At 65.7% G+C, this 20811-nt stretch carries 21 protein-coding genes and 1 pseudogene; 11 read left to right on the forward strand and 11 right to left on the reverse strand.

The features are described from left to right. Positions 1-5: 5 nt before the first annotated feature. The 3 genes and pseudogenes from QUE25_RS10420 to QUE25_RS14900 all read left to right on the forward strand — a co-directional run bounded on the left by QUE25_RS10420 (position 6) and on the right by QUE25_RS14900 (position 2459). Complete coding sequence (locus QUE25_RS10420; RefSeq protein ID WP_286264634.1) at positions 6-1142, forward strand: ISAs1 family transposase; 1137 nt, start codon at positions 6-8, stop codon at positions 1140-1142. A gap of 781 nt (positions 1143-1923) precedes the next feature. Continuing rightward, positions 1924-2319, forward strand: a pseudogene (locus QUE25_RS14895) (primase 1D-like protein); the annotation flags it as partial. 26 nt (positions 2320-2345) lie between these two features. After that, the gene (locus QUE25_RS14900; RefSeq protein WP_425332772.1) at positions 2346-2459 is read left to right on the forward strand and encodes a hypothetical protein; all 114 of its coding nucleotides are present in this window, start codon (positions 2346-2348) and stop codon (positions 2457-2459) included. A 612-nt stretch (positions 2460-3071) separates the two neighbouring features. Here QUE25_RS14900 and QUE25_RS10425 read toward each other — a convergent pair. The 4 genes from QUE25_RS10425 to QUE25_RS10440 all read right to left on the reverse strand — a co-directional run bounded on the left by QUE25_RS10425 (position 3072) and on the right by QUE25_RS10440 (position 5736). Continuing rightward, complete coding sequence (locus QUE25_RS10425; protein WP_286264739.1) at positions 3072-3404, reverse strand: hypothetical protein; 333 nt, start codon at positions 3402-3404, stop codon at positions 3072-3074. 332 nt (positions 3405-3736) lie between these two features. Then, positions 3737-4228, reverse strand: coding sequence for a DUF4913 domain-containing protein (locus QUE25_RS10430; protein ID WP_286264741.1), 492 nt, complete (start codon positions 4226-4228; stop codon positions 3737-3739). Continuing rightward, positions 4225-4698, reverse strand: coding sequence for a type IV secretory system conjugative DNA transfer family protein (locus QUE25_RS10435; RefSeq protein WP_286264743.1), 474 nt, complete (start codon positions 4696-4698; stop codon positions 4225-4227). The genes QUE25_RS10430 and QUE25_RS10435 overlap by 4 nt, the downstream gene beginning before the upstream one ends. Before the next feature lie 216 nt (positions 4699-4914). Further along, positions 4915-5736 carry a class I SAM-dependent methyltransferase gene (locus QUE25_RS10440; RefSeq protein ID WP_286264744.1) on the reverse strand — a complete coding sequence of 274 codons (822 nt, stop codon included), beginning with the start codon at positions 5734-5736 and terminating at the stop codon, positions 4915-4917. 503 nt (positions 5737-6239) lie between these two features. Here QUE25_RS10440 and QUE25_RS10445 point away from each other — a divergent pair. Continuing rightward, entirely contained in the window at positions 6240-7247 is a 1008-nt protein-coding gene (locus tag QUE25_RS10445) for an NAD(P)-dependent alcohol dehydrogenase (protein ID WP_286264746.1), read from the forward strand. Here the strand turns inward: QUE25_RS10445 and QUE25_RS10450 are convergent. Next, a complete protein-coding gene (locus tag QUE25_RS10450) occupies positions 7244-8290 on the reverse strand; it encodes an alpha/beta fold hydrolase (RefSeq protein WP_286264747.1) in 1047 nt (348 codons plus the stop codon). The genes QUE25_RS10445 and QUE25_RS10450 overlap by 4 nt on opposite strands. A 174-nt stretch (positions 8291-8464) precedes the next feature. Next, positions 8465-8953 carry a GNAT family N-acetyltransferase gene (locus QUE25_RS14905; RefSeq protein WP_425332710.1) on the reverse strand — a complete coding sequence of 163 codons (489 nt, stop codon included), beginning with the start codon at positions 8951-8953 and terminating at the stop codon, positions 8465-8467. 67 nt (positions 8954-9020) lie between these two features. Here QUE25_RS14905 and QUE25_RS10460 point away from each other — a divergent pair, with 67 nt between their 5' ends. Continuing rightward, a complete protein-coding gene (locus QUE25_RS10460) occupies positions 9021-9707 on the forward strand; it encodes a class I SAM-dependent methyltransferase (protein ID WP_286264751.1) in 687 nt (228 codons plus the stop codon). Between the two features lie 81 nt (positions 9708-9788). Here QUE25_RS10460 and QUE25_RS10465 read toward each other — a convergent pair whose 3' ends face one another. The 3 genes from QUE25_RS10465 to QUE25_RS10475 form a co-directional block, all read right to left on the reverse strand. Then, positions 9789-11030, reverse strand: coding sequence for an Acg family FMN-binding oxidoreductase (locus QUE25_RS10465; protein WP_286264753.1), 1242 nt, complete (start codon positions 11028-11030; stop codon positions 9789-9791). After that, positions 11027-11713 carry a TetR/AcrR family transcriptional regulator gene (locus QUE25_RS10470; RefSeq protein WP_286264755.1) on the reverse strand — a complete coding sequence of 229 codons (687 nt, stop codon included), beginning with the start codon at positions 11711-11713 and terminating at the stop codon, positions 11027-11029. The genes QUE25_RS10465 and QUE25_RS10470 overlap by 4 nt, the downstream gene beginning before the upstream one ends. Positions 11714-11840: 127 nt before the next feature. Further along, positions 11841-12563: an MBL fold metallo-hydrolase gene (locus tag QUE25_RS10475; RefSeq protein WP_286264757.1), complete on the reverse strand. Its 723-nt coding sequence runs from the start codon at positions 12561-12563 to the stop codon at positions 11841-11843. A gap of 120 nt (positions 12564-12683) precedes the next feature. Here QUE25_RS10475 and QUE25_RS10480 point away from each other — a divergent pair, with 120 nt between their 5' ends. The 5 genes from QUE25_RS10480 (at position 12684) to QUE25_RS10500 (ending at position 17597) form a co-directional block, all read left to right on the forward strand. After that, the gene (locus QUE25_RS10480) at positions 12684-13316 is read left to right on the forward strand and encodes a TetR/AcrR family transcriptional regulator (RefSeq protein WP_286264758.1); all 633 of its coding nucleotides are present in this window, start codon (positions 12684-12686) and stop codon (positions 13314-13316) included. A gap of 89 nt (positions 13317-13405) precedes the next feature. Beyond that, positions 13406-14221 (forward strand): MBL fold metallo-hydrolase, encoded by an 816-nt coding sequence (locus tag QUE25_RS10485; RefSeq protein WP_286264759.1) that lies wholly within the window; start codon positions 13406-13408, stop codon positions 14219-14221. A gap of 384 nt (positions 14222-14605) precedes the next feature. After that, positions 14606-15538: a cysteine synthase A gene (gene cysK / locus QUE25_RS10490; RefSeq protein WP_286264760.1), complete on the forward strand. Its 933-nt coding sequence runs from the start codon at positions 14606-14608 to the stop codon at positions 15536-15538. Positions 15539-15700: 162 nt separating this feature from the next. Then, positions 15701-16849, forward strand: a complete 1149-nt coding sequence (locus QUE25_RS10495; protein ID WP_286264761.1) for a PQQ-dependent sugar dehydrogenase — start codon at positions 15701-15703, stop codon at positions 16847-16849. Between the two features lie 172 nt (positions 16850-17021). Beyond that, positions 17022-17597, forward strand: coding sequence for an NADPH-dependent F420 reductase (locus QUE25_RS10500; protein WP_286264763.1), 576 nt, complete (start codon positions 17022-17024; stop codon positions 17595-17597). A gap of 180 nt (positions 17598-17777) precedes the next feature. Here QUE25_RS10500 and QUE25_RS10505 read toward each other — a convergent pair whose 3' ends face one another. Then, positions 17778-18503, reverse strand: coding sequence for a MarR family winged helix-turn-helix transcriptional regulator (locus QUE25_RS10505; protein ID WP_286264765.1), 726 nt, complete (start codon positions 18501-18503; stop codon positions 17778-17780). A gap of 253 nt (positions 18504-18756) precedes the next feature. On the opposite strand from QUE25_RS10505, the gene QUE25_RS10510 reads away from it, so the two are divergent. Next, complete coding sequence (locus tag QUE25_RS10510) at positions 18757-19416, forward strand: nucleoside/nucleotide kinase family protein (RefSeq protein WP_286264766.1); 660 nt, start codon at positions 18757-18759, stop codon at positions 19414-19416. 111 nt (positions 19417-19527) lie between these two features. On the opposite strand, the gene QUE25_RS10515 is transcribed toward QUE25_RS10510, so the two are convergent. Beyond that, complete coding sequence (locus QUE25_RS10515) at positions 19528-20682, reverse strand: alpha/beta hydrolase (protein ID WP_286264767.1); 1155 nt, start codon at positions 20680-20682, stop codon at positions 19528-19530. Between the last annotated feature and the right edge of the window lie 129 nt (positions 20683-20811).

Here is a 20811-nt window from a genome sequence, read left to right on the forward strand (position 1 = left end):
CGCCGATGCCATCTTCCCCGACAGTCGGCGCGAGCAGGATCGAACGCGCCGGTGACCTGATGACCGCCTTGAACCATGTTCCCGATCCCCGAGACCCACGCGGGGTCCGCTACCCGCTGGCCGGGATGCTCGCCGTCGCAGTGTGTGCGGTGCTCGCCGGAGCGCGCTCGTTCGCAGCGATCGGGGACTGGGCGCTGGATCTCGACGCTGGGCACCTGGACCGGCTCGACTTGGAACGCGCGCCGGTGGAGTCCACACTGCGCAAACTGTTCGCCCGGATCGACGCGGCCGCTCTGGATGCTGCGCTGGCGGTGTTCGCCTGGTGCCGGGTCCGCCACATCGCAGGCCGTCGGGTTGTCGCGATCGACGGCAAGACGGTGCGGGGTGCACGCTCCAAAGCGGGCAGCGCACCGCATCTGATTGCCGCACTCGACCACGCCACAGGCGTCGTGCTCGGCCAGCACGCGGTCGAGGCGAAGAGCAATGAGATCCCTGCGGTGCGGGATCTGCTCGCCGGCTTTGACCCGGCTGACTTGGCCGGATGCGTGATCACAGCCGATGCGATGCACACCCAAGACGACACCGCCAAGGCCATCATCGCTGCCGGCGCGGACTATGTGTTCACCGTCAAGGCCAACCGCCCCACCCTGCTGGCAGCGCTCAAAGCGCTGCCCTGGAACAAGGTGCCCGTCGGATCGACCTCGACCCAGCACGGCCACGGCAGGCGCGCCACGCGAACCATCAAGGTCATTGAGACGCCCACCCTGCCCGGCTGGCCGGAGTTCACCGGCGCGGCCCAGGTCGCCCAGCTACGCCGCACAGTCACCAAGAACGGGAAGAAGACCGTCGAGGTGGTGTACCTGATCACCTCCGCCGACCATCACGACGCGCCACCGGCGACCCTGGCCGCCTGGGTCCAAGGGCACTGGTCGATCGAGAACGCCCTGCACTGGGTCCGCGACGTCACCTACGACGAAGACCGCTCCCACGTCCGCACCGGCCACGCCGCCCATGTCATGGCCAGCCTGCGCAACACCGCGATCTCGATCCTGCGACTCACCGGCTGGGACAACATCGCCACCGCCCTACGCCACCACGCCCGCAACCCCGAAAGAGCCATCACATGCGCCCTCACAAGCTGAAACAAGACCTTTCCGGGGCCCTGCGTCCATCACTAACCTAGACGCGAGGACACTGGCTGCCATTCGCATGGATTCGGAGGTTTTCGAGGAATGGCGTACTGAACTGAAGGCAGCGCTCAGCTATCTCAACGATCATGACTCTGCTGATTCAGCCAAAGAAGCCGTTAAGTCATCAATGCGTGCAGTAGCTGATCGGGTCCGGATCAAGTTGCGGCGAGAGCGCACTTCGATCCTGGCCGGGGGGCTCCGCGCTTTCGCAACGGGCTTCGCTGCCTTTGGTGCAACGGGGCTGTTTGTCGGAACGGATTCATGGGTTCCGACTTTGGCTGGATCGATTCTAACTGGAGTTGCTGACTCCGTATGGCAGACTGGTGAAGGAGTAACCCGGAGACGTTCGATCGAAGCCGTCGGAAAGCACGCGCTAATACTGAGCGAGCAGGCGGCTTAATCCATCGGAGCCGACTGACGGTCTAGCCTGAGGCTAGTTATCGTGCGGAGGGTAAATCCGGGCCACTCCCAGGCCGCGGCCAATTTTTTTGCAGATGCAGCATGAACAGCCGTACGACATTCGAACGAGTCCCCACATTTCAGGAGCGACCAGTGGCCAAACTCGCTGACGCATTAAGTGAACACTTGCTGGGTCGCGGCGTAGAGACCACCGAGCTGCTGTATACAGAGCGGGCGCCCTCGTTCCGAGGGAGCAGCGTTTCGGCTGCTGCGAGTGAAGTTACGGCAAGTGCAAGGCGCCGCCACCTCGACGAGGGATACGGATTCTGGGAACATGTCGTCGCCGAGGCCGCCGGGTTGGACACTGCTACCTGCTACCCGACAGGCGCTCTTTGCCGGCGCCATTCGGCACAACGCCGTGCCCGAGCGAAGCGAGCGCCTATCAGTCACCCAGCTCCGCCAACGACTCTTGAGAGGCACTTGGGAAGGGCTGTCCGGGCGTCGACTCGTTAGCTTGAGTTCGCGCGTCTGGACAGAGAAAGGCGCCTTGCGTCACCTCGTAATGATGGACTTCGGAATCCCAGCGTCGGGTGCACGTTCCAAAGAGGCAGTTGCCGCGGCCCAGGAGGTTCTAGGGCTCCACGGGTTGCTCGTCCTTTCGGGCAACTCATACCACCTGTACGGAGACCGCCTCGTCGAATGGCCCGATCTCGTCCAAGTCCTCGCCCGGTGTAGCTTGCTCAGTCAAGTCCGGTCATCGACGCCCGATGGGTGGCCCACCAGATCGTCGATGGCCGAGCGGCACTTCGCTTGTCCACAAGTCTTGAGCGACAGGAGATATCTCCGGTACCCGCGGGTCCAGTCGAGTAGAAACGCAGGCTGAGAGTGTTGCATCGGGCACTATGTCGCAAGACAAGAGCCCGGGGTCCTTATGCCAGGGCAAAGAGGCGGTGTCCAGCAGGTCCCAGAACTGCACGACGCGAGAGTTCAAGGACCAGCATCATCCGCTGGTCCTCATGACGCATTGGCATGGGCTTGGCCTCGGCGATCAATGGCCGGTGCCGTTTCCCGGAAACAAGAGGGCCTTTGGGCTCCGAATCGTGAACGGGCGTGTCACCGCCAAGATCCACGAATCACCCCGAATCTGAGACGCTCGAGAGACGCGGTGCCACGTTTGGGGCTACGGCGTACCGAAAGTGCGATGTGACCTGCCGCGGGGATGCCTGGACTCGCTGGCCCTTCGCAACCTTGCTTCACCATGCGCGCTGATGTCCGCGTCGGTGGAAGTGCAGTGGAGAGGTCTTAGCACCATGCCGATCGGTCACTGTCAGGGCTTCTGTCGGTCGTCGGTCTTCTTTCGGGGAGCATTCGCAGGCGGTTTCGGCGGGACGGGGTGATTTCTCCACTCCGACTCGCGGAATGGACTCGGCCTCGTTGGCGCCGGGGATGGCGGAGGAAGGGCGGGCTTGGGGTTCTCGGGCATTAGACTCCAATTAGTCGGGCGGTGAGGATCACGATAGTGAGAGCGAACATGAAGAGGCAGACCATGTGCAGGTGCGTCAGTCGATCCAGCTGCTTCTTATTTGCTTCGTAGGCATCCTCGTAGTGAAGCGCGAGATTGCGGGCCGCTGTGTCGGGCAGGTCGCCTTCGTCGGCCCAGACGATCAGGTCGACTGGTCGGACTCCTGGGGTGACTTTTCTCGGCCAAGCTCCGACAACCACGCAGATCGCGAGAATGCCGAACGCGACTGCTGCTGCGATGAGAAGCTTTTGCTGATTCGCGCCCATCGGTTGCCCCGTTGCGATGACGAGCACTGAGAATGTGACGCCGCCCGATGCGAGGAGCCCAGTCATCGTGGTCCGGACGCGTGTCATTTGAGTCGCCTGTTCGTCGAAACCGCGACGCGCCTCAGTGAGTGCGAGGTCGTACCTGCTGCTGGAGACATCGTTGCTTGGCGCGGTCGCAGCGGTCAGGGTCGCGACCGCTGGTGGAGAGGACCGTCTTCTTGAGAAGCGCACCAGAGCGGACCTCCTCCCCTTTGGCGCCAAGCCTAGCGACTCCCACAGACAGATCCCGGCGGCAGACGCGATGTGCTCAGTCCGTTAGTCTGGTCTGACGCCAAGACGCGCGGTTGACTCAAGGGCAATCACCCAGTTGGTTCGGCGCGGACGTCAGGGAACAGTCCAGGGGGTGGCGCGGTGTAGGGGAGGTGGCCGTTGACGGTGGCGGTATCTCTTGAGCTGGCGAAGGGTCCGGTGGGGCTCATGAGGACGCTGAGGTGGTAGTCGGCGTGGTCGCGGAGCCAGGTGCTGATGCCGGTGGCGGGGTCAAGGCGGGCTTGTTCCCAGGATCGCCACATGGCTTCGAGGCGGATGACGGCTTCGGCGGATTCCCACCAGCGGGCTGACCAGCGGTACTCGGCTCGTCCGGCTTCGCCGACGGTGCGGCGGAAGACCGGGCAGACAAATTCGCGGACGAATTCGTCGGTGCTGCCGAAGTACAGCTCTGGGGGCGGTTCCGTCTCCGGGGTCGCGTCATTGTCGGCTTCGTCCACCGCTTCAGAAGTCTCCGATTGCGGGGTCGTGGGATGGTCTGTAGGCCACTCAGGGTCGGTGGTCCAGTCGGGGATGCCGGTCATGTTGAGGTCTCCTGTAGTTGGGTGTCTCGGCTGGGGTCGTGGGCGTCGACGGATGCCCGGATTGCGGCCGCGTCAGGGCTGGTCATCCAAGGTTGGGTGGCGATGAGAGTGGGTCGGGCGCCAGACGCGAACACCACAGCTCTGCCGGGTGGCATGGCTGCGAGGTCGGCCGGGTCGAGGATGCGTTGTCTGTTGAGTTGTTGGGTGATGTTGCGGTGACCTTTGCCGACGGACACGGAGCGGGTGGTCTTGTCGTAGTCGCCGATCATGGTGGCGAGGGTGTCGAGGAAGTCGCGTTCTTTGACGCCGCCGCCGTAGATGGCGATGTTGGCTGCTGACCAGAGTTTGCGCATGCCGGATTCTCCCCAGACGTCGACGCCTTGGGACCAGGATTGGAGGATGGTCATCAGGATGATGCCGCGGGATCCGAAGTGGGAGTACAGCGCCGGTAGGTCGGTCCAGCGGCACACGTTGGCGGCTTCATCCAGGACACCGAGTAAGGGTGTGGGGAGCCGGCCGCCGGTGCTTTGGGCGGCGAGGGTTTCAGCGGCTTCGGCGATGGCGGCGGTGAGCGCGGTGACGAGAGAGGCCCGGCGGCTGAGGTGCCATCCTTGGGACAGGCTGTACGACGCCAGCGAGTTGGTCGGCGCGAGTTCTTAGTCTGATTAATCGGGCAGGCGCTCGATTTAATCGGGCAGACGCTCGATGATCGCGGCAACCGTCGTGTAGTCGATCACGAGCGTCCCACCGACCGCGTCTATCGCCTCTCCCAGCCCCCGGAGAAGCACGTCGAGCTTGTCCTTCGGAAGGCGGTTGATGCCGCCGGCGGTCGAGGTCTGCTCAAGCCAGGCGTCGCGTCCGACCGTCGACTGCCAGTCGAAGGTCAGGCGCTCCACCGCCCCGAAGGCGCCGGTCGCGCGCAGGCCGTCGGCTGTCTGGTCGATGATCGATCCGTAGGGATCGGCTTGCGGCGAGGCGGTCCAGGGGTTGAAGGGGAGTCCCGTATCGAGCGACTCGAAGACCTTCGCGAACTCGGCAGCGACCTCCGGCGACGGAATGGCTGCGTTCCAGAAGACCGCGAGTCGACCGCCGGGGTGCAGCACGATGGCGGCCTTCGCGGCGCCGGTGATCGGATCGACCCAATGCCAGGTCTGCCCGGCGATCACGCCGTCGAACGTCCGCCCTGCTGGATCCCAATCCTCGAATCGGCCGGCCTCGACCTCGAAACCCTTCTTGCGTGCGAGTGCGGCCATCTTCGGATCGGGTTCGACGCCGAGCACCGCGAACCCGCGGTCTCGGAAGGGCTCGGCCGAGATTCCGGTGCCGATCCCGAGATCGAGGAGCGTGTGGCCGGGTAGCCGCTCGGCGATGGCGTCGATGAGTGCGGCCGGGTACCGAGGTCGTGCGCGGTCGTACTTCTCCGCAATCGACCCGAACGCTTGGGCGATCTCGGGGTGACGGTGCGCGGCGTCATCCGCCGGAGGTGTCGGCGAGGCTGGAGTGACCATATGCCCACTGTAGGTGGGGCGGCATTTGGTCGCCGAGCAGCGGGTCGGCCGCATGTTTGCCGACCGACGCGTCCGATCGCCGATGAGTCGTCCCGGATGGACTCCGTGCGCTGGCTGGGGCGTAACCGACTCCCGCCGCATTGGTCACGCCGGGGGCTCCGACCAGTCGGCTAGCCGGTCGGGCAGGAGAAGGGGCGGCACAAGGGATCGGGCGCCCTCGTCCTGCTCGCTTCCTCGCGCGCCATGGTGGCGATTTGTCACGTAATGTAACGTATCGACATTGTCAGCGACGTCTCATATTGTTATCCACAACACGATTGCACAGTGGCAAGTGTTTGTGGTCGCCGTCTATTTGCTGTCCGGTCCTGTTTTTCAATCGAATTGGTTTAGCTCTTAATTGTCGGCTTTTAAATCATAATTGGGGGTGTTTCATGAAAGCCTACGCAATGACGCGGATCGGCCATACTGGCTGGGTTGACAAGCCTCGGCCCACATGTGGCCCGTTGGACGCCATCTGTCGTCCGATTGCCCTCGCCCCATGCACCTCGGACATTCACACTGTCTGGTCGGGGTCGATCGGCGAGCGCTTCGATCTGGTTCTGGGGCATGAGGCGGTGGGCGAGGTGGTCGAGGTGGGCGCGCTCGTCCGCGATTTCAAGCCGGGTGACCGGGTGCTGGTGGCTGCCGTCACGCCCGACTGGAGCTCACGGGAGGCGCAGGCGGGATTCGCGATGCACTCCGGCGGTCTGCTGGGCGGCTGGAAGTTTTCGAACTCCAAGGATGGAGTTTTCGCGGAGTTCTTCCACGTCAACGATGCGGACGGGAACCTCGCCCTGTTGCCCGCCGGAATGGACCTCGCCGCCGCCTGCATGCTGTCGGACATGGTGTCGACCGGGCTCTATGGCGTGGAGCTGGCCGGGGTGGAGTTTGGCGATACCGTAGCCGTCGTGGGAATCGGTCCGGTCGGGCTGATGAGCGTGGCGGGCGCCGCGATTCACGGGGCGTCCGAGATCTACGCGGTGGGTTCGCGCCCGAACTGCGTTGCGCTGGCCAGGGAATACGGCGCGACGCAGATCATCGATTATCATGTGGGCGACATTGCCGACCAAATTCTTGCACTGAGCGGCGGAGTTGATCGAGTGATTGTTGCCGGCGGTGACGCTAAGACCTTCGTGCAGGCCGTGCAAATGGTTAAGCCCGGCGGATGCATCGGCAATGTCAATTACCTGGACGAGGGCGATCACGTGATATTTCCGCGCCTCGAATGGGGTTGTGGCATGGGCAATAAATCGGTGCACGGCGGGTTGATGCCAGGGGGTCGGCTCCGCATGGAGAAGCTGGCCTCACTGGTGGTCACGGGCAGGCTCGATCCCGCGAGGCTGGTGACTCATCGGTTCACCGGCATCGAGGGCGTCGAGCAGGCGGTGATGCTGATGAAGGACAAGCCTTCCGATCTGATCAAGCCACTGGTGCTGCTGGACGACGCCGCGCCGGCACCGGTCGAGGTCTAGGTTCGTACTGCCAGCCGCTGCATGAGGTCGACGAACGTGGCCGGTTTCTCGACGTGGAATCCATGACCGGTGGCCACGCGTTCGAGATGGCAGTCCCGCATGAGAGCACAGGCCCGAGCGGCATCCTCGTCGGTCATGGCCCCCTCGAGGATGCCGGCTTCGGTGATTCGCCAGTTCGCATGCACGAGGATCGCGGGCTGGCGGACACGGCTCAGCGTTGTGGCCTGGTCGAAACCCTGCTGCCAGCTGAAGGTGTAGAAGGCGTCGGCGAACGCGGGATCGAACTGGTTCAGGTGGGCGAATACCTCGTTCGTTCTCGGTGGCGCGAACCAGAGACTCAGTGCGCGATCCGGATGGGAGCGGCGGTAGTTCTTCGCGTAGGAGACGATTCGGTCGCGGCTGCGACCGAAGTACCCGATCCAGGCGTTGTGCTCCAGATACCAGCTCGTGAAGTCGTGCTCGACCTCCTGGTGGACGAACTCGTGTGCCGGCGTCGCTAGGTCGACATAGTTGAACGTGCGGGGCGCGCGGTCGGGGTCGGTGGAGAAGAACGGCGGATCCTCGAACAGCAAGGCCTGCGCCAACTCGGGGAATTCGGCGGCGAGTTGTGCCGCGATGAGCCCGCCGGAGGAGTGCCCGGAGACGATCGCAGGCTGCCCGATGACCTGGCGGGCGAATTCGGCGACCTCCGCGGTGAGCGTGTGCACGTCGTATCCGGTGGGCGTGCGAGACGACGCACCGTGGCCGGGCAGGTCGATCGCGAACACATGAAAGTCCCGCGCGAGGCCGGGCAGGACGCGGTTGTAGGTCTGCCATGCCGAGGTCTGCGCATGCAACAGCAGGACGGGCGGCCCATTGTCAGGTCCCTCCGCGTAGGCCAGGTTGATGCCGCTGTGCAGGGTGTGCGACCGCTGCACGTATCCGGCGGCGTGCACCCGCGCGGCGTCGCGTCGCGCGTAGCTCGTGTTGTTCCACGCGTACCAGCCAAACGCTCCACCGGCGGCAAGGGTGACAGCCGCCGCGGTCGAGATCGCAACCCTCATCTGATCCACCTTCCGTCGACAGCCCGGCCGGGCCATACCTCAGTGATACAGCTTCTTCAGTGCCACAGTTTCTTCAGGGCCACAGTCCTTTCAGTGCCACGGTCGTCGAGGATGAGAGATGAGCACTGACGGACGCAATGAGAAATGACGGACGCGGGGCCGCCGAACCCGACCCTATTGCAGCAGCTTCTCCATCCTGAAATTCGTGAGGAGAACTCCATCCCTGACTGGATGCTGAACCTTCACCAGCCGAAAACCGCACCTTTCGAACAATGGCCGAGCCGTAATGCTCACATCGGACTGGAGACCCGGAGTTCGGGCTTCGCGAGCCTGCTGCTCAGCCTCAGCAAGAAGCCGTCGCCCGATGCCGATCCCCCGATGGTCAGGGGAGACGAACATCATGGCTATGTATCCATCTGGGGCAACATCCGAGAACCCCGCTACTTCGCCGTTGACCGTCGCGACGAAGCTGTTCCTGCTGCTCATGGCCAGATGCCAGCTCGCGGGGTCCGTCTGCCCCGACCTGACCCAAGCCTCGATCTGCTCCGACGTGTAGTCAGCCCCAGCGGTCTGCGTTATGGCGGCAACAAGGATGGCCAGCGTGGCAGCGGCGTCGAGTCTTTCGTAACGGCGGATCTGAATGCGCGGCGGGGCAGGGGACATGCGTCCAATTGTTGTTGACACCGCAAGACTGTTGCGTAGTTACGGTCGCGCCGCACAGGATGGACGCATGACGGATAACCCTTGGGATGGCAGTGACTCCGACACCGCGGGGCACGACCCAGGAGCGTGGCCAGAGATCGCGCCGGTCGACTTCTGGGAGGAACGCTATGCCGGCGCCGACCAAGTCTGGTCCGGCAAGGTCAATCAGGTACTCGCCGATATCGCCGGCACGCTCGTCCCGGGCCGTGCCCTCGATCTGGGCTGCGGAGAGGGCGCCGATGTGATCTGGCTTGCGCAGCACGGCTGGCAGGCTACCGGTATCGACATCTCGGCCACCGCGATTCGCCACGCCACCGCGGCCGCCGAGGCGAGCGGCCTCGGACCCGACCGCGCCCGGTTTCTCGCCGCGGACCTCGCGACGGTACCCGCCGGCGCCTTTGACCTCGTATCCGTGAGCTTCCTGCACTCGCCCGTGGACCTGCCTCGCGAGAGCATCCTCCGCCAAGCCGCCGAACGCGTCGCGGCCAGCGGATACCTATTGATCACCTCACATGCGGCGGCGCCACATTGGTCCGACGCGCCCCACGGACACGAGCATCGCTTCCTCAGCCCACGAGAAGAAGTCGAGCAACTTCAGCTCGACCACGACGTCTGGGATGTCTTGCTTGCCGAGGTCCGTTCCCGGCAGGCCACCGCACCTGACGGTCAACCCGCGACCCTCGACGATGTGGTCGTGCTGATCCGCCGCCACTGACGCTCAACGGTCTCACCGAAATGGCTGCCGAATCGAGCGCTGAGATCGTCTTCGCGAGCACCTAATCGGTGTCGTCCCGCGTCAGCGTCCCCGCGCGACGTCGCTGAGATCGCGGCGGGGGCTGGGGTTCGCGGCGCGTTCGGGGTAGCCGACACGAAACGCGAGCAGGCTCTGGCCAGCGGGGATGCCCGTGGCATGAGCCCAGCGCGCCGAGAACCGGTCGGGGTTGCCGAGGGCGGCGTCACGGGCGATCCGCTCGGTGACCTGGTTCATGTGCTGCAATCCGATGCCGGCCGCGGTCGCCGCCAGATGCGCGTGCTGAAGCAGCCGCCCGCCGGCCAGCCGCGCCCGGGGATCGTCGGTGTCTTCGACGCGGACGATGCCGTACGCCCGGGCGGTGGCGGTGTGGGTGGTGCGCGCGGCTTTGACCCAGAAGGCGTCGCCGCTCCGGCGGGATTGGGCGGGCAGAAGCTTCGCCATGAACAGGGTGAATCCGTCGAGGCCCTGGCAGTCCAGGGTCAGCCCGTCGCGGTGGCGATCGATCTCGGCCCGGTCGTTGCGGAACCAGGAGAACGCCTCGATCGACACCTCCTCGTCGTCCACGATCGCCTGGGTGGCCTCCACGTACAGGTCAGCGAGCTCGCTCAGCGCGGCCGGTTCGGTGATCCAGACGAGTTCGGCACCATCGGGCGCATCGTCGACCAGCGAATCGAGCATGTCCTGCCCGACGGCCCTTGCGGCGTAGGGCCCGCGATTGGAATGCCGGGTGGAGATCGCCTGCGCCAGTTTCTGCTCCCGCTCGGTGGCAGGCGCGCCCGCCGCGATCTCGATCCGCGCGATGTGGTCGGGATCGCCGTCCGGCCAGGGCGTGACCTCGGCATCGCGTCCCTCCGAGCGAGCCGCGAGGATGATGTTGTGAATCGCGCAGCCGTATCCGGCGATCCGCTCGCGCCCGTCCGAGTCGTTCACCGGCATGATGCGCCCCGGGTCCGCATACAGATCGATGCTGTCGCGGTCGACGACGAACGACCACGGCTGGATGTTGTGCGGGTTGGCCGCCAGCGTCCCGGCCGCGACGAGCCGCACCAGGCCGTCGGTGTCCTGCCTGCTGTGCCACAGTTCGTACGGCTCACCCTGTCCCTGGTTCCACACGCCGTTGATGCCCCCTCGGATACCGACGCCGGCCGCTCCGGCGATCACGAATGCGCCACCGCCGATCCCGGCCGCCTTCAACACCGCACGGCGGGAGATCCGCCGTTGTTGTCCCTGCGTCGCCTGCGGATCGACATCTGACCCATCCGGCACCGGCTGGTTGGTGGTCATGGCCGGTCTCCTTGTCGTCCGGGAGCCTCGCGTTGTCGCCTGGGAGCCTCGAGCGCACGTCGGCCCGCATCGGTGAGCAGCGGCTGCATCACGGCTCGGCCGTAACGGCGGGCATCGACCTGCTCGTCCTGAACCGCCTCGGCAAACGGGTACGCCGTCTCGGATATCAGCCACAGCAGGCTCACCATGTCCCGCACCGTGGTCGGCGGCTCGGGCGCCCGCAGCAGATCCGCGTCGACGAGCTGCTCCACGAGGACGACGAACTCGTCGCGGCGCGCGGTATACGCGTCGCGGAAGGCTTCGGCGAGCACTGGATCGGAGTGCAGCAGCGGAAACAGATCGCGCAGGAAAAAGGCGTAGTCGGGATCGGGTTGCGGCAGCTCGGTGATCCGATGCCACAGCATCCGCAGGACCCCGGGCAGATCGTGGGTCTCGGTGTCCGGGATGCGCATCTGCTCGCTCCATTCCGCGAACAGCGCGCGCACGATCTCGGTCTTCGACGCGAACCAGTAGTACAGGTTGCCCGGGCTGATTCCGGCCTCCTCGGCGATCCGGTTCGTCGTGACCGGACCGATCCCGTGCTCGGCGAACAGGCGCCGGGCGGTCTGCAGGATCGCCTCACGACGAGGCGCCGCCCGCTGCGGCACACGAGCAGCACCCGAGGTCGGGGAAGCATCAACCATGGCCACAGCATAGCTCTAATAGAGTGAATCCTCTAACAACTCCGTGTCTTGTCCGCCGAGGGCACGACCGAGATCGCGAGATGCCAATGGCGGCCGGATGTGAACGCAGACTCCTGCCCCAGCGCGCCTATGGCTGGACCGACGCCGCTGCTCGCAATTGCCCCAGCAGCTCGTCCACTCCGGCCGTCCAGGGCGTCCCGTGACCGGGCAGCACCCAGCTCGCGCGAATGCCGTCGAGCCGGGTGAGAGAGTCCAACGCCTGCCGCGGCTCATCGGTGAAGGGCGCCGGCTGCGGCCCCCGCCGCCCGGTGAGCACATGCCGCGTGGTCAACGCGTCACCCACGAACAAGGCGTCAACGGCCGGGACATGGATCGCGATGCTGCCCGGCGAGTGGCCGGGCATGGCGATGATGCGGGGATTGCCCGGCAGGTCCAGCACCTGATCGTCGTGCACCTCGACCACGTCGGTGAGGTGGGTCGTCCGGCCCCCTCCCTTGCGCAGGGCATATCCGAAGAACCCCAGCGTCGCGCGCAGCCTCATCGGGGGTCGCGGGGTTGCCGGAGGCTTCTCGCCGCAGGCGCGCGCCGCGTCGGCTGTGTGGACGAAGACCGGCACGCCGTGGTCACGCCGCAATCTCTCCGCGAAGCCGATGTGGTCGCTGTCGCCGTGCGTGAGAATCAGTCCGCGGACGTCGTCCAGCGACCGGCCCATGGCCGCGAGCTCGGCGAGCAGTTCTCGCCAATGACCCGGAAGGCCCGCGTCCACGACAGTGACGCCCGCATCCGTCTCGACCAGATAGGCAGCGACGATGTCGTTGCCGATCCGGTGCAGTCCAGGTCCAAGTTTCATGGTCGCCCTCCCTTTGGTCGTGTGGTGTCAGGTCTGCGCTCTCGCTATGATGGCTACGATACATAGCCAACATAGCTACGGTCAATAGCTATACGGACGATAGCCCGCCAAAGGAGACTCATGCCGACCCCAGCGCGCACCTCGCTCGACGACATCGTCCAAGCCGGCCGCGACATCCTGGCCTCCGACGGACTTCCCGCGTTGACGATGCAGGCCGTCGCCGACCGGGTGGGCGTGCGGGCCCCCTCCCTGTACAAGAGGGTGCGCAGCCGCGACGACCTCGTCCGCCTCATCGCCACGACCGTCGCCCACGAACTCGGCGATCAGCTCGATGCCCTGGTGAGCCGAGCTGGCGCAACATCGGACGCGCAGGCCCAGCTCACCGAACTCGCCCACGCAGTACGCGCCTTCGCGCGCGCCCGACCCGACGAGTACCGGCTCATCTTTGCTCCGACCTGCGAGGCGACCAGACCGGAGCCCGAAGCACTCACCCACTCGGTCGGGCCTCTGCTGCGGATCACAACGGAACTCGCGGGACCCGACAGCGCACTCGACGCGGCCCGCACCGTCACCGCATGGGCGACCGGGTTCATCGGCATGGAGCTCGCCGGGGCCTTCCGCCTCGGCGGTGACATTGATCGCGCCTACGAGTTCGGGATCACCCGGCTGGCAGCGGCGCTGGCGAGCGTCCCCGGCACGCCATCGAATCAGGCGATGCATCGTGACCCGCACGATGGTCCGGACCACGATTGAATAGTCGTCAGTCTGAGCCGGACGGCGGCTAGTGTCGATCTACCCAGGCCTATGGGACGAGGGGTTTCCACCACAGTCGGAGGAGCGCCATGCTGAACCAAGTCGCTGAGGGCATTCTCGTGCACGAGAGCGCGACCATCCAGAGCAACGCTGTCGTTGTGCAAGGGCAAGCCGGCGTGTTGCTCATCGATCCCGGAATCACGAACGCGGAATTGGTCACCATCGCGGACGATCTCGGCGCGCTGGGCGGGCCGGTCGTGGCGGCGTTTTCCACGCATCCGCATTGGGATCATCTGCTTTGGCACCCCAAGTTCGGCGACGCGCCGCGTTACGGCACGGCGCGCGCGGCGGCCGTGGTCAAAGCCTTCTTGTCTAATCCGAACTGGAGGGACGACGTCGCCGAGGAGTTGCCGCCGGAGGCAGCCGAAGACATCCCGCTCGACCTGCTCGGCCACATTGCCGGTCTGCCCGCCGGAGCCACGCGCCTGCTCTGGGACGGCCCCGAGGCCAGGATCATCGAGCATCAGGCGCACGCCCCTGGCCATGCGGCGCTGCTGATCGAGGATCGCGGGGTTCTGGTGGCCGGCGACATGCTGTCCGATGTCCTGATCCCGATGCTCGACCTGAGCACGGCCGATCCGATCGGGGACTACCTGGCCGCGCTGCGGCTGCTCGATGCGGTGGCGGACGAGGTCGACGTCCTCGTCCCCGGTCACGGGTCGGTCGGCGACGCCGATCAGGTGCGCGCGCGAATCGACCAGGACCGGGCGTACCTGCAGGCCTTGCGTGACGGCTTTGATCCGGACGATCCGCGGATCGGCCCCTCGGCCAAGCCCGGCTGGGAATGGGTCAGCGACGTGCACGCAGGTCAACTGCACGGCCTGCGCGCGAGGCGCGGTGAATGAGCCCGCGTCGCGAAAGTTGCGTCAGGTCGCGGATGGAGGTTAGGCTGCCCCCATGATCACGATGCGCTTTGCAACCATGTGCTGTTGCCGTGCGTCGATGGCATGTCCGGCCTGCTGACTGTTCCTTCCGAACGTTCGCACCCCAAGGCGATGCTTTGTGAGCATTCGTCATGGGCGCTTCCACCCCGACATCTCAATCGTGATCCTTCACCATTGATTGCGCGCCCGTTGGTGCATGCAGACATCACATCGCCTCGACCCAGGTAGCAAACCTGCTAGTCATTGCGCATCTCATCCACAACCGCACAACCAGCTACAACCGCAACCATTTACACAACCGCACAATCATTTACACAACCGCACAGTAGAAAGAAGGCAAGGCAAATGGCGTACTTCGAAGACGCGACCCAGCTCATCGGCCGCACACCCCTCGTCAAGATCAACCGGCTCTACGGCGATTCCGACGCCACGGTGCTCGGCAAGCTCGAGTTCTACAACCCCGCCAACTCGGTCAAGGACCGCATCGGCGTGGCCATCGTCGATGCAGCCGAGGCCGACGGCTCCCTGAAGCCGGGCGGGACCATCGTCGAGGGCACGTCGGGCAACACCGGCATCGCGCTCGCCTGGGTGGGCGCCGCCCGCGGCTACAAGGTGATCATCACCTTGCCGGAGAGCTTCTCGAAGGAGCGCCGCGCTCTGCTGCGCGCCTTCGGCGCCGAACTGGTGCTGACCCCGGCCGCCGAGGGTGTTCCCGGTGCCAACAAGCGCGCCGAGGAAATCGCCGCGAACACTCCGGGTGCCATCCTGGCTCGCCAGTTCGACAACCCGGCCAACGTCGAGATCCACCGCAAGACGACGGCCGAGGAGATCTGGGCCGACACTGACGGCCGGGTCGACATCGTCGTGTCCGGTGTGGGTACCGGTGGCACCGTCAGCGGTGTGGGCGAGGTGCTCAAGAAGTACAAGCCCGAGGTCAAGATCTACGCCGTGGAGGCAGCCGAGTCCCCGGTGCTGTCGGGTGGCCAGAAGGGCGTCCACAAGATCCAGGGCATCAGCCCCGGCTTCGTTCCCTCGATCTTCGACCGCGACGTCATCGACGGCATTATCCAGGTGACGTCGGAGGATGCGCTGGCCTGGGCTCGCCGCTCGGCCAAGGAGGAGGGCCTGCTGGTGGGCATCTCGTCCGGTGCCGCCCTGCGCGCTGCAGCCGATCTGGCGGCCGATCCCGCCAATGCCGGCAAGACGATCGTGGTGATCGTCCCTGACTGGGGCGAGCGCTACCTGTCCACTCCGCTGTACTCCGACCTGCTCGACTGAACGGCACGTCGCTGATCGATCGGCCGCCCCGGCCGGCGCCTGGCCCCCCATCGGTACTCCAGGCGTCCCGGGACGGCCGATCGTTTTTGTCGTGATCGGCCGACGATTCTGTCTACCCTGGTGACAGGCTCGTTCCTCGAAGTGCTTGTCGGAAGGACGATCATGACACCGATGACGGTCGCTGGCCCGAGAACCCGCCCAATACGCCGGCGCTCCACCGCGCGGCGTGCCCGCGATCTCCTGGTCACCGCGGTGGCCGCTGTCCTGCTGGCCTCCTGCACCGTCGAACCCGACCCCGGTATAGGCACAGCGGCGACGGACGCCACAGGCACAGCGGCCCCGGGCACCACAGGATCGGTGAGCGGCGCGGTGGAGATCATCTCGACCGGTCTTGCTGCGCCCTGGTCGATCGCCTTCCTGGACGACACGCCCCTGGTCAGCGAGCGCGACAGCGGCCGCGTCCTCGAACTCGATGGCGAGGGGAACGGCCGCGAAATCGCCACCATCGCCGGCGTCGTGGCGCGTGGTGAAGGCGGGCTGCTGGGGATCGCCGTGCACGACGGTTACCTGTATGCGTACTTCACCGCGAGCGGTGAGAACCGGGTCGAGCGCTTCGAGCTCATCGGCGAGCCCGGCTCGCTGAGCCTGGGTGAGGCCGAGACCATCCTGGATGGGCTGCCTGCCGCAGGCGTCCACAATGGTGGCCGCATCGCGTTGGGCCCGGACGGCATGTTGTATGTCACCGCGGGTGACGCCAATGATCGAGCCAGCGCCCAGAGCCTCGACGCGCTGTCCGGGAAGATCTTGCGGCTGACCCCGAGCGGGGACGTGCCCGACGACAACCCGTTCGCCGGATCACCGGTCTACAGCTACGGCCACCGCAATCCGCAGGGGATCGCCTGGGATGCCGAGGGCACCCTGTACGCCAGCGAGTTCGGCCAAAACACCTGGGACGAACTCAACATCATCGAACCCGGGGGCAACTACGGCTGGCCGCAGGTCGAGGGCATCGCCGGACAGGAGGCGTTCATCGATCCGGTGCAGCAGTGGCGTCCCGCCGATGCCAGCCCCAGCGGTATCGCCATCGCAGGAGACACCCTGTATGTCGCCAACCTCCGTGGCCAGCGACTACGTGCAGTGCCCCTCGCCGATCCGAGCACCGCCACCGAACTCCTGGTCGGCGAGTACGGCCGTTTGCGCGATGCCGTGGCGGCACCCGACGGGTCGATCTGGGTACTCACGAACAACACCGATGGACGAGGCCGCCCCGCCGCAGACGACGATCGCATCCTCCGCCTCCCGGTGGCCTGAGGCCGAACCGTCGCCGCGGATCAATGTCCGGGCTGCCGAGGTTGCGGCCGGGAGCCCTGACGCTGGGCGCCGGCCGGGAGCACTGGTGGCACGCTGCGGAACCGGGCGATCGGAATAACCACGCGGTGATGGCGTGTTTCCTGTCTACGTATCTGCGGAACGGAGACTCAACATGGCGAGCATCACGATCATCGGTACCGGCAATATGTCCAAGGCACTTCAGACACTGTTCGAGCGCAGCCGCTCACAGGTCCAGGTCATCAACCACAAGGAGTCCACCAAGGCACCGGTCGAAGGCGACATCGTCGTCCTGGCAGTGCCGTATACGGCGCTGTTCGACATCGTGGCGAAGCTGGGTGATGAACTGAGCGACAAGGTCGTTGTCGACATCTGCAACCCGGTCGACGCGGCGAGCTTCACGCTGATCAGGCCGGAAGCGGGCAGTGCCGCAGCCGAGTATGCCGCAGCCCTGCCGGGTGCCCACGTCGTGAAGGCGTTCAACACGAACTTCGCGGCCACCCTGGCCAGCGGTTCTGTTGCGTCTGCTCCCATCTCGGTGCTCATCGCCGGTTACGACGCAGAAGCGAAGAAGGCGCTCAGCGACGTGGTGACCGCGTCCGGGGCTGCGGCATACGACGTAGGTGGCCTGGCGCGTGCTGCCGAACTCGAGGCGCTCGGCTTCCTCCAGATCGCGCTGGCCGCCTCCGGGCAGATCGGCTGGACGAATGGATTCGCGCTTTACCAGTAACCGATAGCCGGATTTCGGGCGAGCCGGCGGTCGTCAACCGGTCGAGCGTTCGGGTGGTACATCCCTCACTCGATCCGTTCAGCGAGGGCGCCGATCGTTCACGGCTCAGATCGTTGTCAGCGCCAGTGCATGCAGGCTGGACGAGAACGCTGTCGCGCCTCGTCCAGCCTGTCGCTAGGTTCAGTCTTCTTGTGGGCCGTGGCCGCCATGGCCGTGCGGGCCATGATGCTCGTGCGGGTCCTGCGACGCCGGGGGAGTGGGACGTCCACCACGGGGACCCCAGGGTCCGCGTCCGAACTCATCGTCTGGCGCCGAGCCGAACTCGGGGAAGGCGTCCGCGGGAAATCCCGGGAATCCGCCGCGTCCGCGGGGACCGCGACCGTGATGGCGCCGGAACTCCTGAAGCACCTGGACGCGCTCCTTGAAGTTGTCATCGGATTCCTGCTCCAGGCGCTCGATGATGCGGCCCAGGTAGTCGGCCAGCTGCGCGACCTCGTCATCGGTCAGGCACTCGAGGAACGTCAGGCGGGCGGCGGTGTCGGGATCGGTGTCCTGAGCGGCGTTGTGCCCGGCCTCGGTGAGCGTGACGGTGACGGCGCGGCGGTCGTCGGGCGACGGCTCGCGCTTGATGAGGCCCTGCGTCTCCAGCTTGCGGAGTAGTTCGGCCATCGACTGACGGGACATGCCCATCAGGTAGGTCAGCTCACGCTGAGTCATTTCGGGCTTCAGCTTGAGCACGGCCAGTACGCGACCCTGTCCGTTTCGCGGATCGCGCCAGGGCTCGCCGCCGGGGCCTCTGCGTTGCCTGCGGAACTGGAGAACGGCCACGTGCCGCAGCCGCTCGGCCGCCAGTCGGCGGGTGTCGGATTGTTCAGTCTGTTCTTGTTCGTTGATGTGGTCAGTCATTGTTGTTGTCCTTCTGGTTGTATGGCCCTCACCTTCTGTCAGGTACCTGACATCAATAGTGCGCGGCCCCGACCGATATGTCAAGTACCTGACAAACATCTTTTCTTCATTCGTGGGTCGACCTGTCTGCAGGGGCCGCGGATAGGTAGACCCAAGTACGCGGGTGGCGGTGCGACCGCGGGGGTGGGGGCGTGTGGGGGCGTGGGTGTGGGGCGTGCGGACGTGGATGCGGGGTGCGGGCACAATGGAGGGCGTGCAGATTCCGCAAGTCGACTGGGACACGACATCCACGGTCTCGGTGCTGACCACTCGGATCATGGGCCTGCCCGCCGCGGGGAAACGGGTGATGGTCGGGTTGGCCGGGGCTCCCGGCGCCGGGAAGTCGACGATCGCGGCGGCGCTGGCTTCGGCTCTGGAACGCGAACTGCCTGGTCAGGTGGCACTGGTGCCGATGGATGGTTTTCATCTGGCCCAATCGGTCATCGAGCGTGCCGGGCTCGCCGAGGTCAAGGGAGCACCCGAGACGTTTGACGCCTACGGTTATGTGGCGTTGCTGTCCAGACTGCAGCATGAGGCCGACCACACCATCTATGCACCCGAGTTCCGCCGCGAGATCGACGACGCGGTTGCCGGCGCGATCCCGGTGACCTCCGAGGTGCGGGTCGTCATCACCGAGGGCAACTACCTGCTGCTGGACGACGCCCCCTGGAACACGATCCGCGACCTGCTGGATGAGGTCTGGTATGTGACACTGCCGGACGAGTCCAGGATCGGCCGCCTCATCGAGCGCCACATGCAGTTCAAGGACTCCGAGGGCGCGGCTCGCCGCCGGGCGACCGTCTCCGATCAGCGCAATGCCGATCTGGTCGAGGCCCACACCGCGGGCGCGAGCCTGGTCATCCGCTACTGCTGATCAGGACCAGTGCCTGCTCATCAGGACTAGTGCGCTGATCAGGACCGGTGCCCGCTGATCAGGACTAATGCGCCAATGCCTGTGATCAGGGATAATGCCTGCTCGGCAGCACTAGCGGCGGTTCACGGACACCGGAAGAACGGCATCGGTGAAGTCTTCGATGCCATCCAGGATCGCCTCGAAACGCCACGAACTGACCAGATCGAAGCCGTGCTGGGCGCCGGGGAGCTCCGCATAGACCGGACGCGTCGGCGCCTCGGCGCGCAGCTTGGCGGCGAGTTCGCGGGAGTTCTCGACCGATGCATTGTTGTCCACCGTGCCATGGGTGAGGAAGAACGGCGGGGCCGACGAGGCGTCCATCACCAGCGGCGAGGACGGCAGCGCAGCGTTCCAGTCGTCGCCGTAGTACGGCCCGTAGTAGCCGTAGAGTCCGACGACTGCTGACACGGAGGTGTCCGCCGACTCGAATCCCGGCTGGTAGCGGGGGTCCTGCTGACTCAGCGCGGAGATCGAACTCATGTGCGCGCCGGCCGAACTTCCCGACATCACGACCCGGCGGCCATCCCCGCCGTAGTCGCCGGCATGCTCATGCAGCCAAGCCAGTGCCCGTTTGGCGTCCGCCATGTGATCGGGGAAGCCCGCCTGCGGTCGCAGCCGGTAGTTGGCGCTGACGCAGACCCAGCCGCGATCGGCGAATCGGTACAGCAGCCCCCGGGCCTCGTGATGCTTGCTGCCCAGGAAGTAGCCGCCACCGTGCAGGTAGAGCAGCGTCGGGCCTCCGGTGGGCCGGTCTTTGCGGTAGTAGACGTCCAACTGCTGCTTGCGGTGCGGCCCGTAGCTCACATTGCGCTCCCGCACCACCGACCGTGGCCGCACGGCGAACGGGAAGAGCGTGATCTGCCAGCCGCGCCGGGTGGCATGTTCATTGCTCGACCGTGCCGGCTCGATGCCGGCGTCGCGGAGTGCCGCCGCCACGATCGCCCGCGAAGTGCGGGCCCGCCATCCGAGTGCGAACAGGCCGGCAGCCACCAGCGCGGTCAGCGCGACAGCCACCGTGATGTCGGCTGGCGTCCCGAAATCGCCGCTCACAATGGAGATGCCAAGCCAGATGGCCAGCAGGAGGGCGCCGTAGTGGGGTATCTCGTTGATCACCATGCCGAGGATGTAAGTGATGTTGGCAAGCACGCGCGGGCGTTGCGGCGGCCACAGCGCGGCTGCAACGAAGATGCCAAGGCCGGCGATGGAGAAGTACAGTCCATAAGGCATGTCCGGCTCCTTTCCGGTGTCTATCCAGGCTAGCCCGGTGGGGGTGAGCGACCGATGGACGCAATAGCCCGGGGCGGATGCGCGAGATGTGCCTGTCCATCCATGTCATCGATGGCCAGTGAGCTACCG

Origin of the sequence: Brooklawnia propionicigenes, from assembly GCF_030297015.1 — a bacterium.
Taxonomy (GTDB): domain Bacteria; phylum Actinomycetota; class Actinomycetes; order Propionibacteriales; family Propionibacteriaceae; genus Brooklawnia; species Brooklawnia propionicigenes.

Coding starts and splice junctions, on each gene's coding strand:
- QUE25_RS10440 (WP_286264744.1), bottom strand. CDS start 5,736: ATGGTCACTCCAGCCTCGCCGACACCTCCGGCGGATGACGCCGCGCAC.
- QUE25_RS10480 (WP_286264758.1), top strand. CDS start 12,684: ATGCCGACCCCAGCGCGCACCTCGCTCGACGACATCGTCCAAGCCGGC.
- QUE25_RS10475 (WP_286264757.1), bottom strand. CDS start 12,563: ATGAAACTTGGACCTGGACTGCACCGGATCGGCAACGACATCGTCGCT.
- QUE25_RS10465 (WP_286264753.1), bottom strand. CDS start 11,030: ATGACCACCAACCAGCCGGTGCCGGATGGGTCAGATGTCGATCCGCAG.
- QUE25_RS10470 (WP_286264755.1), bottom strand. CDS start 11,713: ATGGTTGATGCTTCCCCGACCTCGGGTGCTGCTCGTGTGCCGCAGCGG.
- QUE25_RS10460 (WP_286264751.1), top strand. CDS start 9,021: ATGACGGATAACCCTTGGGATGGCAGTGACTCCGACACCGCGGGGCAC.
- QUE25_RS14905 (WP_425332710.1), bottom strand. CDS start 8,953: ATGTCCCCTGCCCCGCCGCGCATTCAGATCCGCCGTTACGAAAGACTC.
- QUE25_RS10420 (WP_286264634.1), top strand. CDS start 6: ATGCCATCTTCCCCGACAGTCGGCGCGAGCAGGATCGAACGCGCCGGT.
- QUE25_RS10515 (WP_286264767.1), bottom strand. CDS start 20,682: ATGCCTTATGGACTGTACTTCTCCATCGCCGGCCTTGGCATCTTCGTT.
- QUE25_RS10500 (WP_286264763.1), top strand. CDS start 17,022: ATGGCGAGCATCACGATCATCGGTACCGGCAATATGTCCAAGGCACTT.
- cysK (WP_286264760.1), top strand. CDS start 14,606: ATGGCGTACTTCGAAGACGCGACCCAGCTCATCGGCCGCACACCCCTC.
- QUE25_RS10450 (WP_286264747.1), bottom strand. CDS start 8,290: ATGAGGGTTGCGATCTCGACCGCGGCGGCTGTCACCCTTGCCGCCGGT.
- QUE25_RS10485 (WP_286264759.1), top strand. CDS start 13,406: ATGCTGAACCAAGTCGCTGAGGGCATTCTCGTGCACGAGAGCGCGACC.
- QUE25_RS10505 (WP_286264765.1), bottom strand. CDS start 18,503: ATGACTGACCACATCAACGAACAAGAACAGACTGAACAATCCGACACC.
- QUE25_RS10430 (WP_286264741.1), bottom strand. CDS start 4,228: ATGACCGGCATCCCCGACTGGACCACCGACCCTGAGTGGCCTACAGAC.
- QUE25_RS10495 (WP_286264761.1), top strand. CDS start 15,701: ATGACACCGATGACGGTCGCTGGCCCGAGAACCCGCCCAATACGCCGG.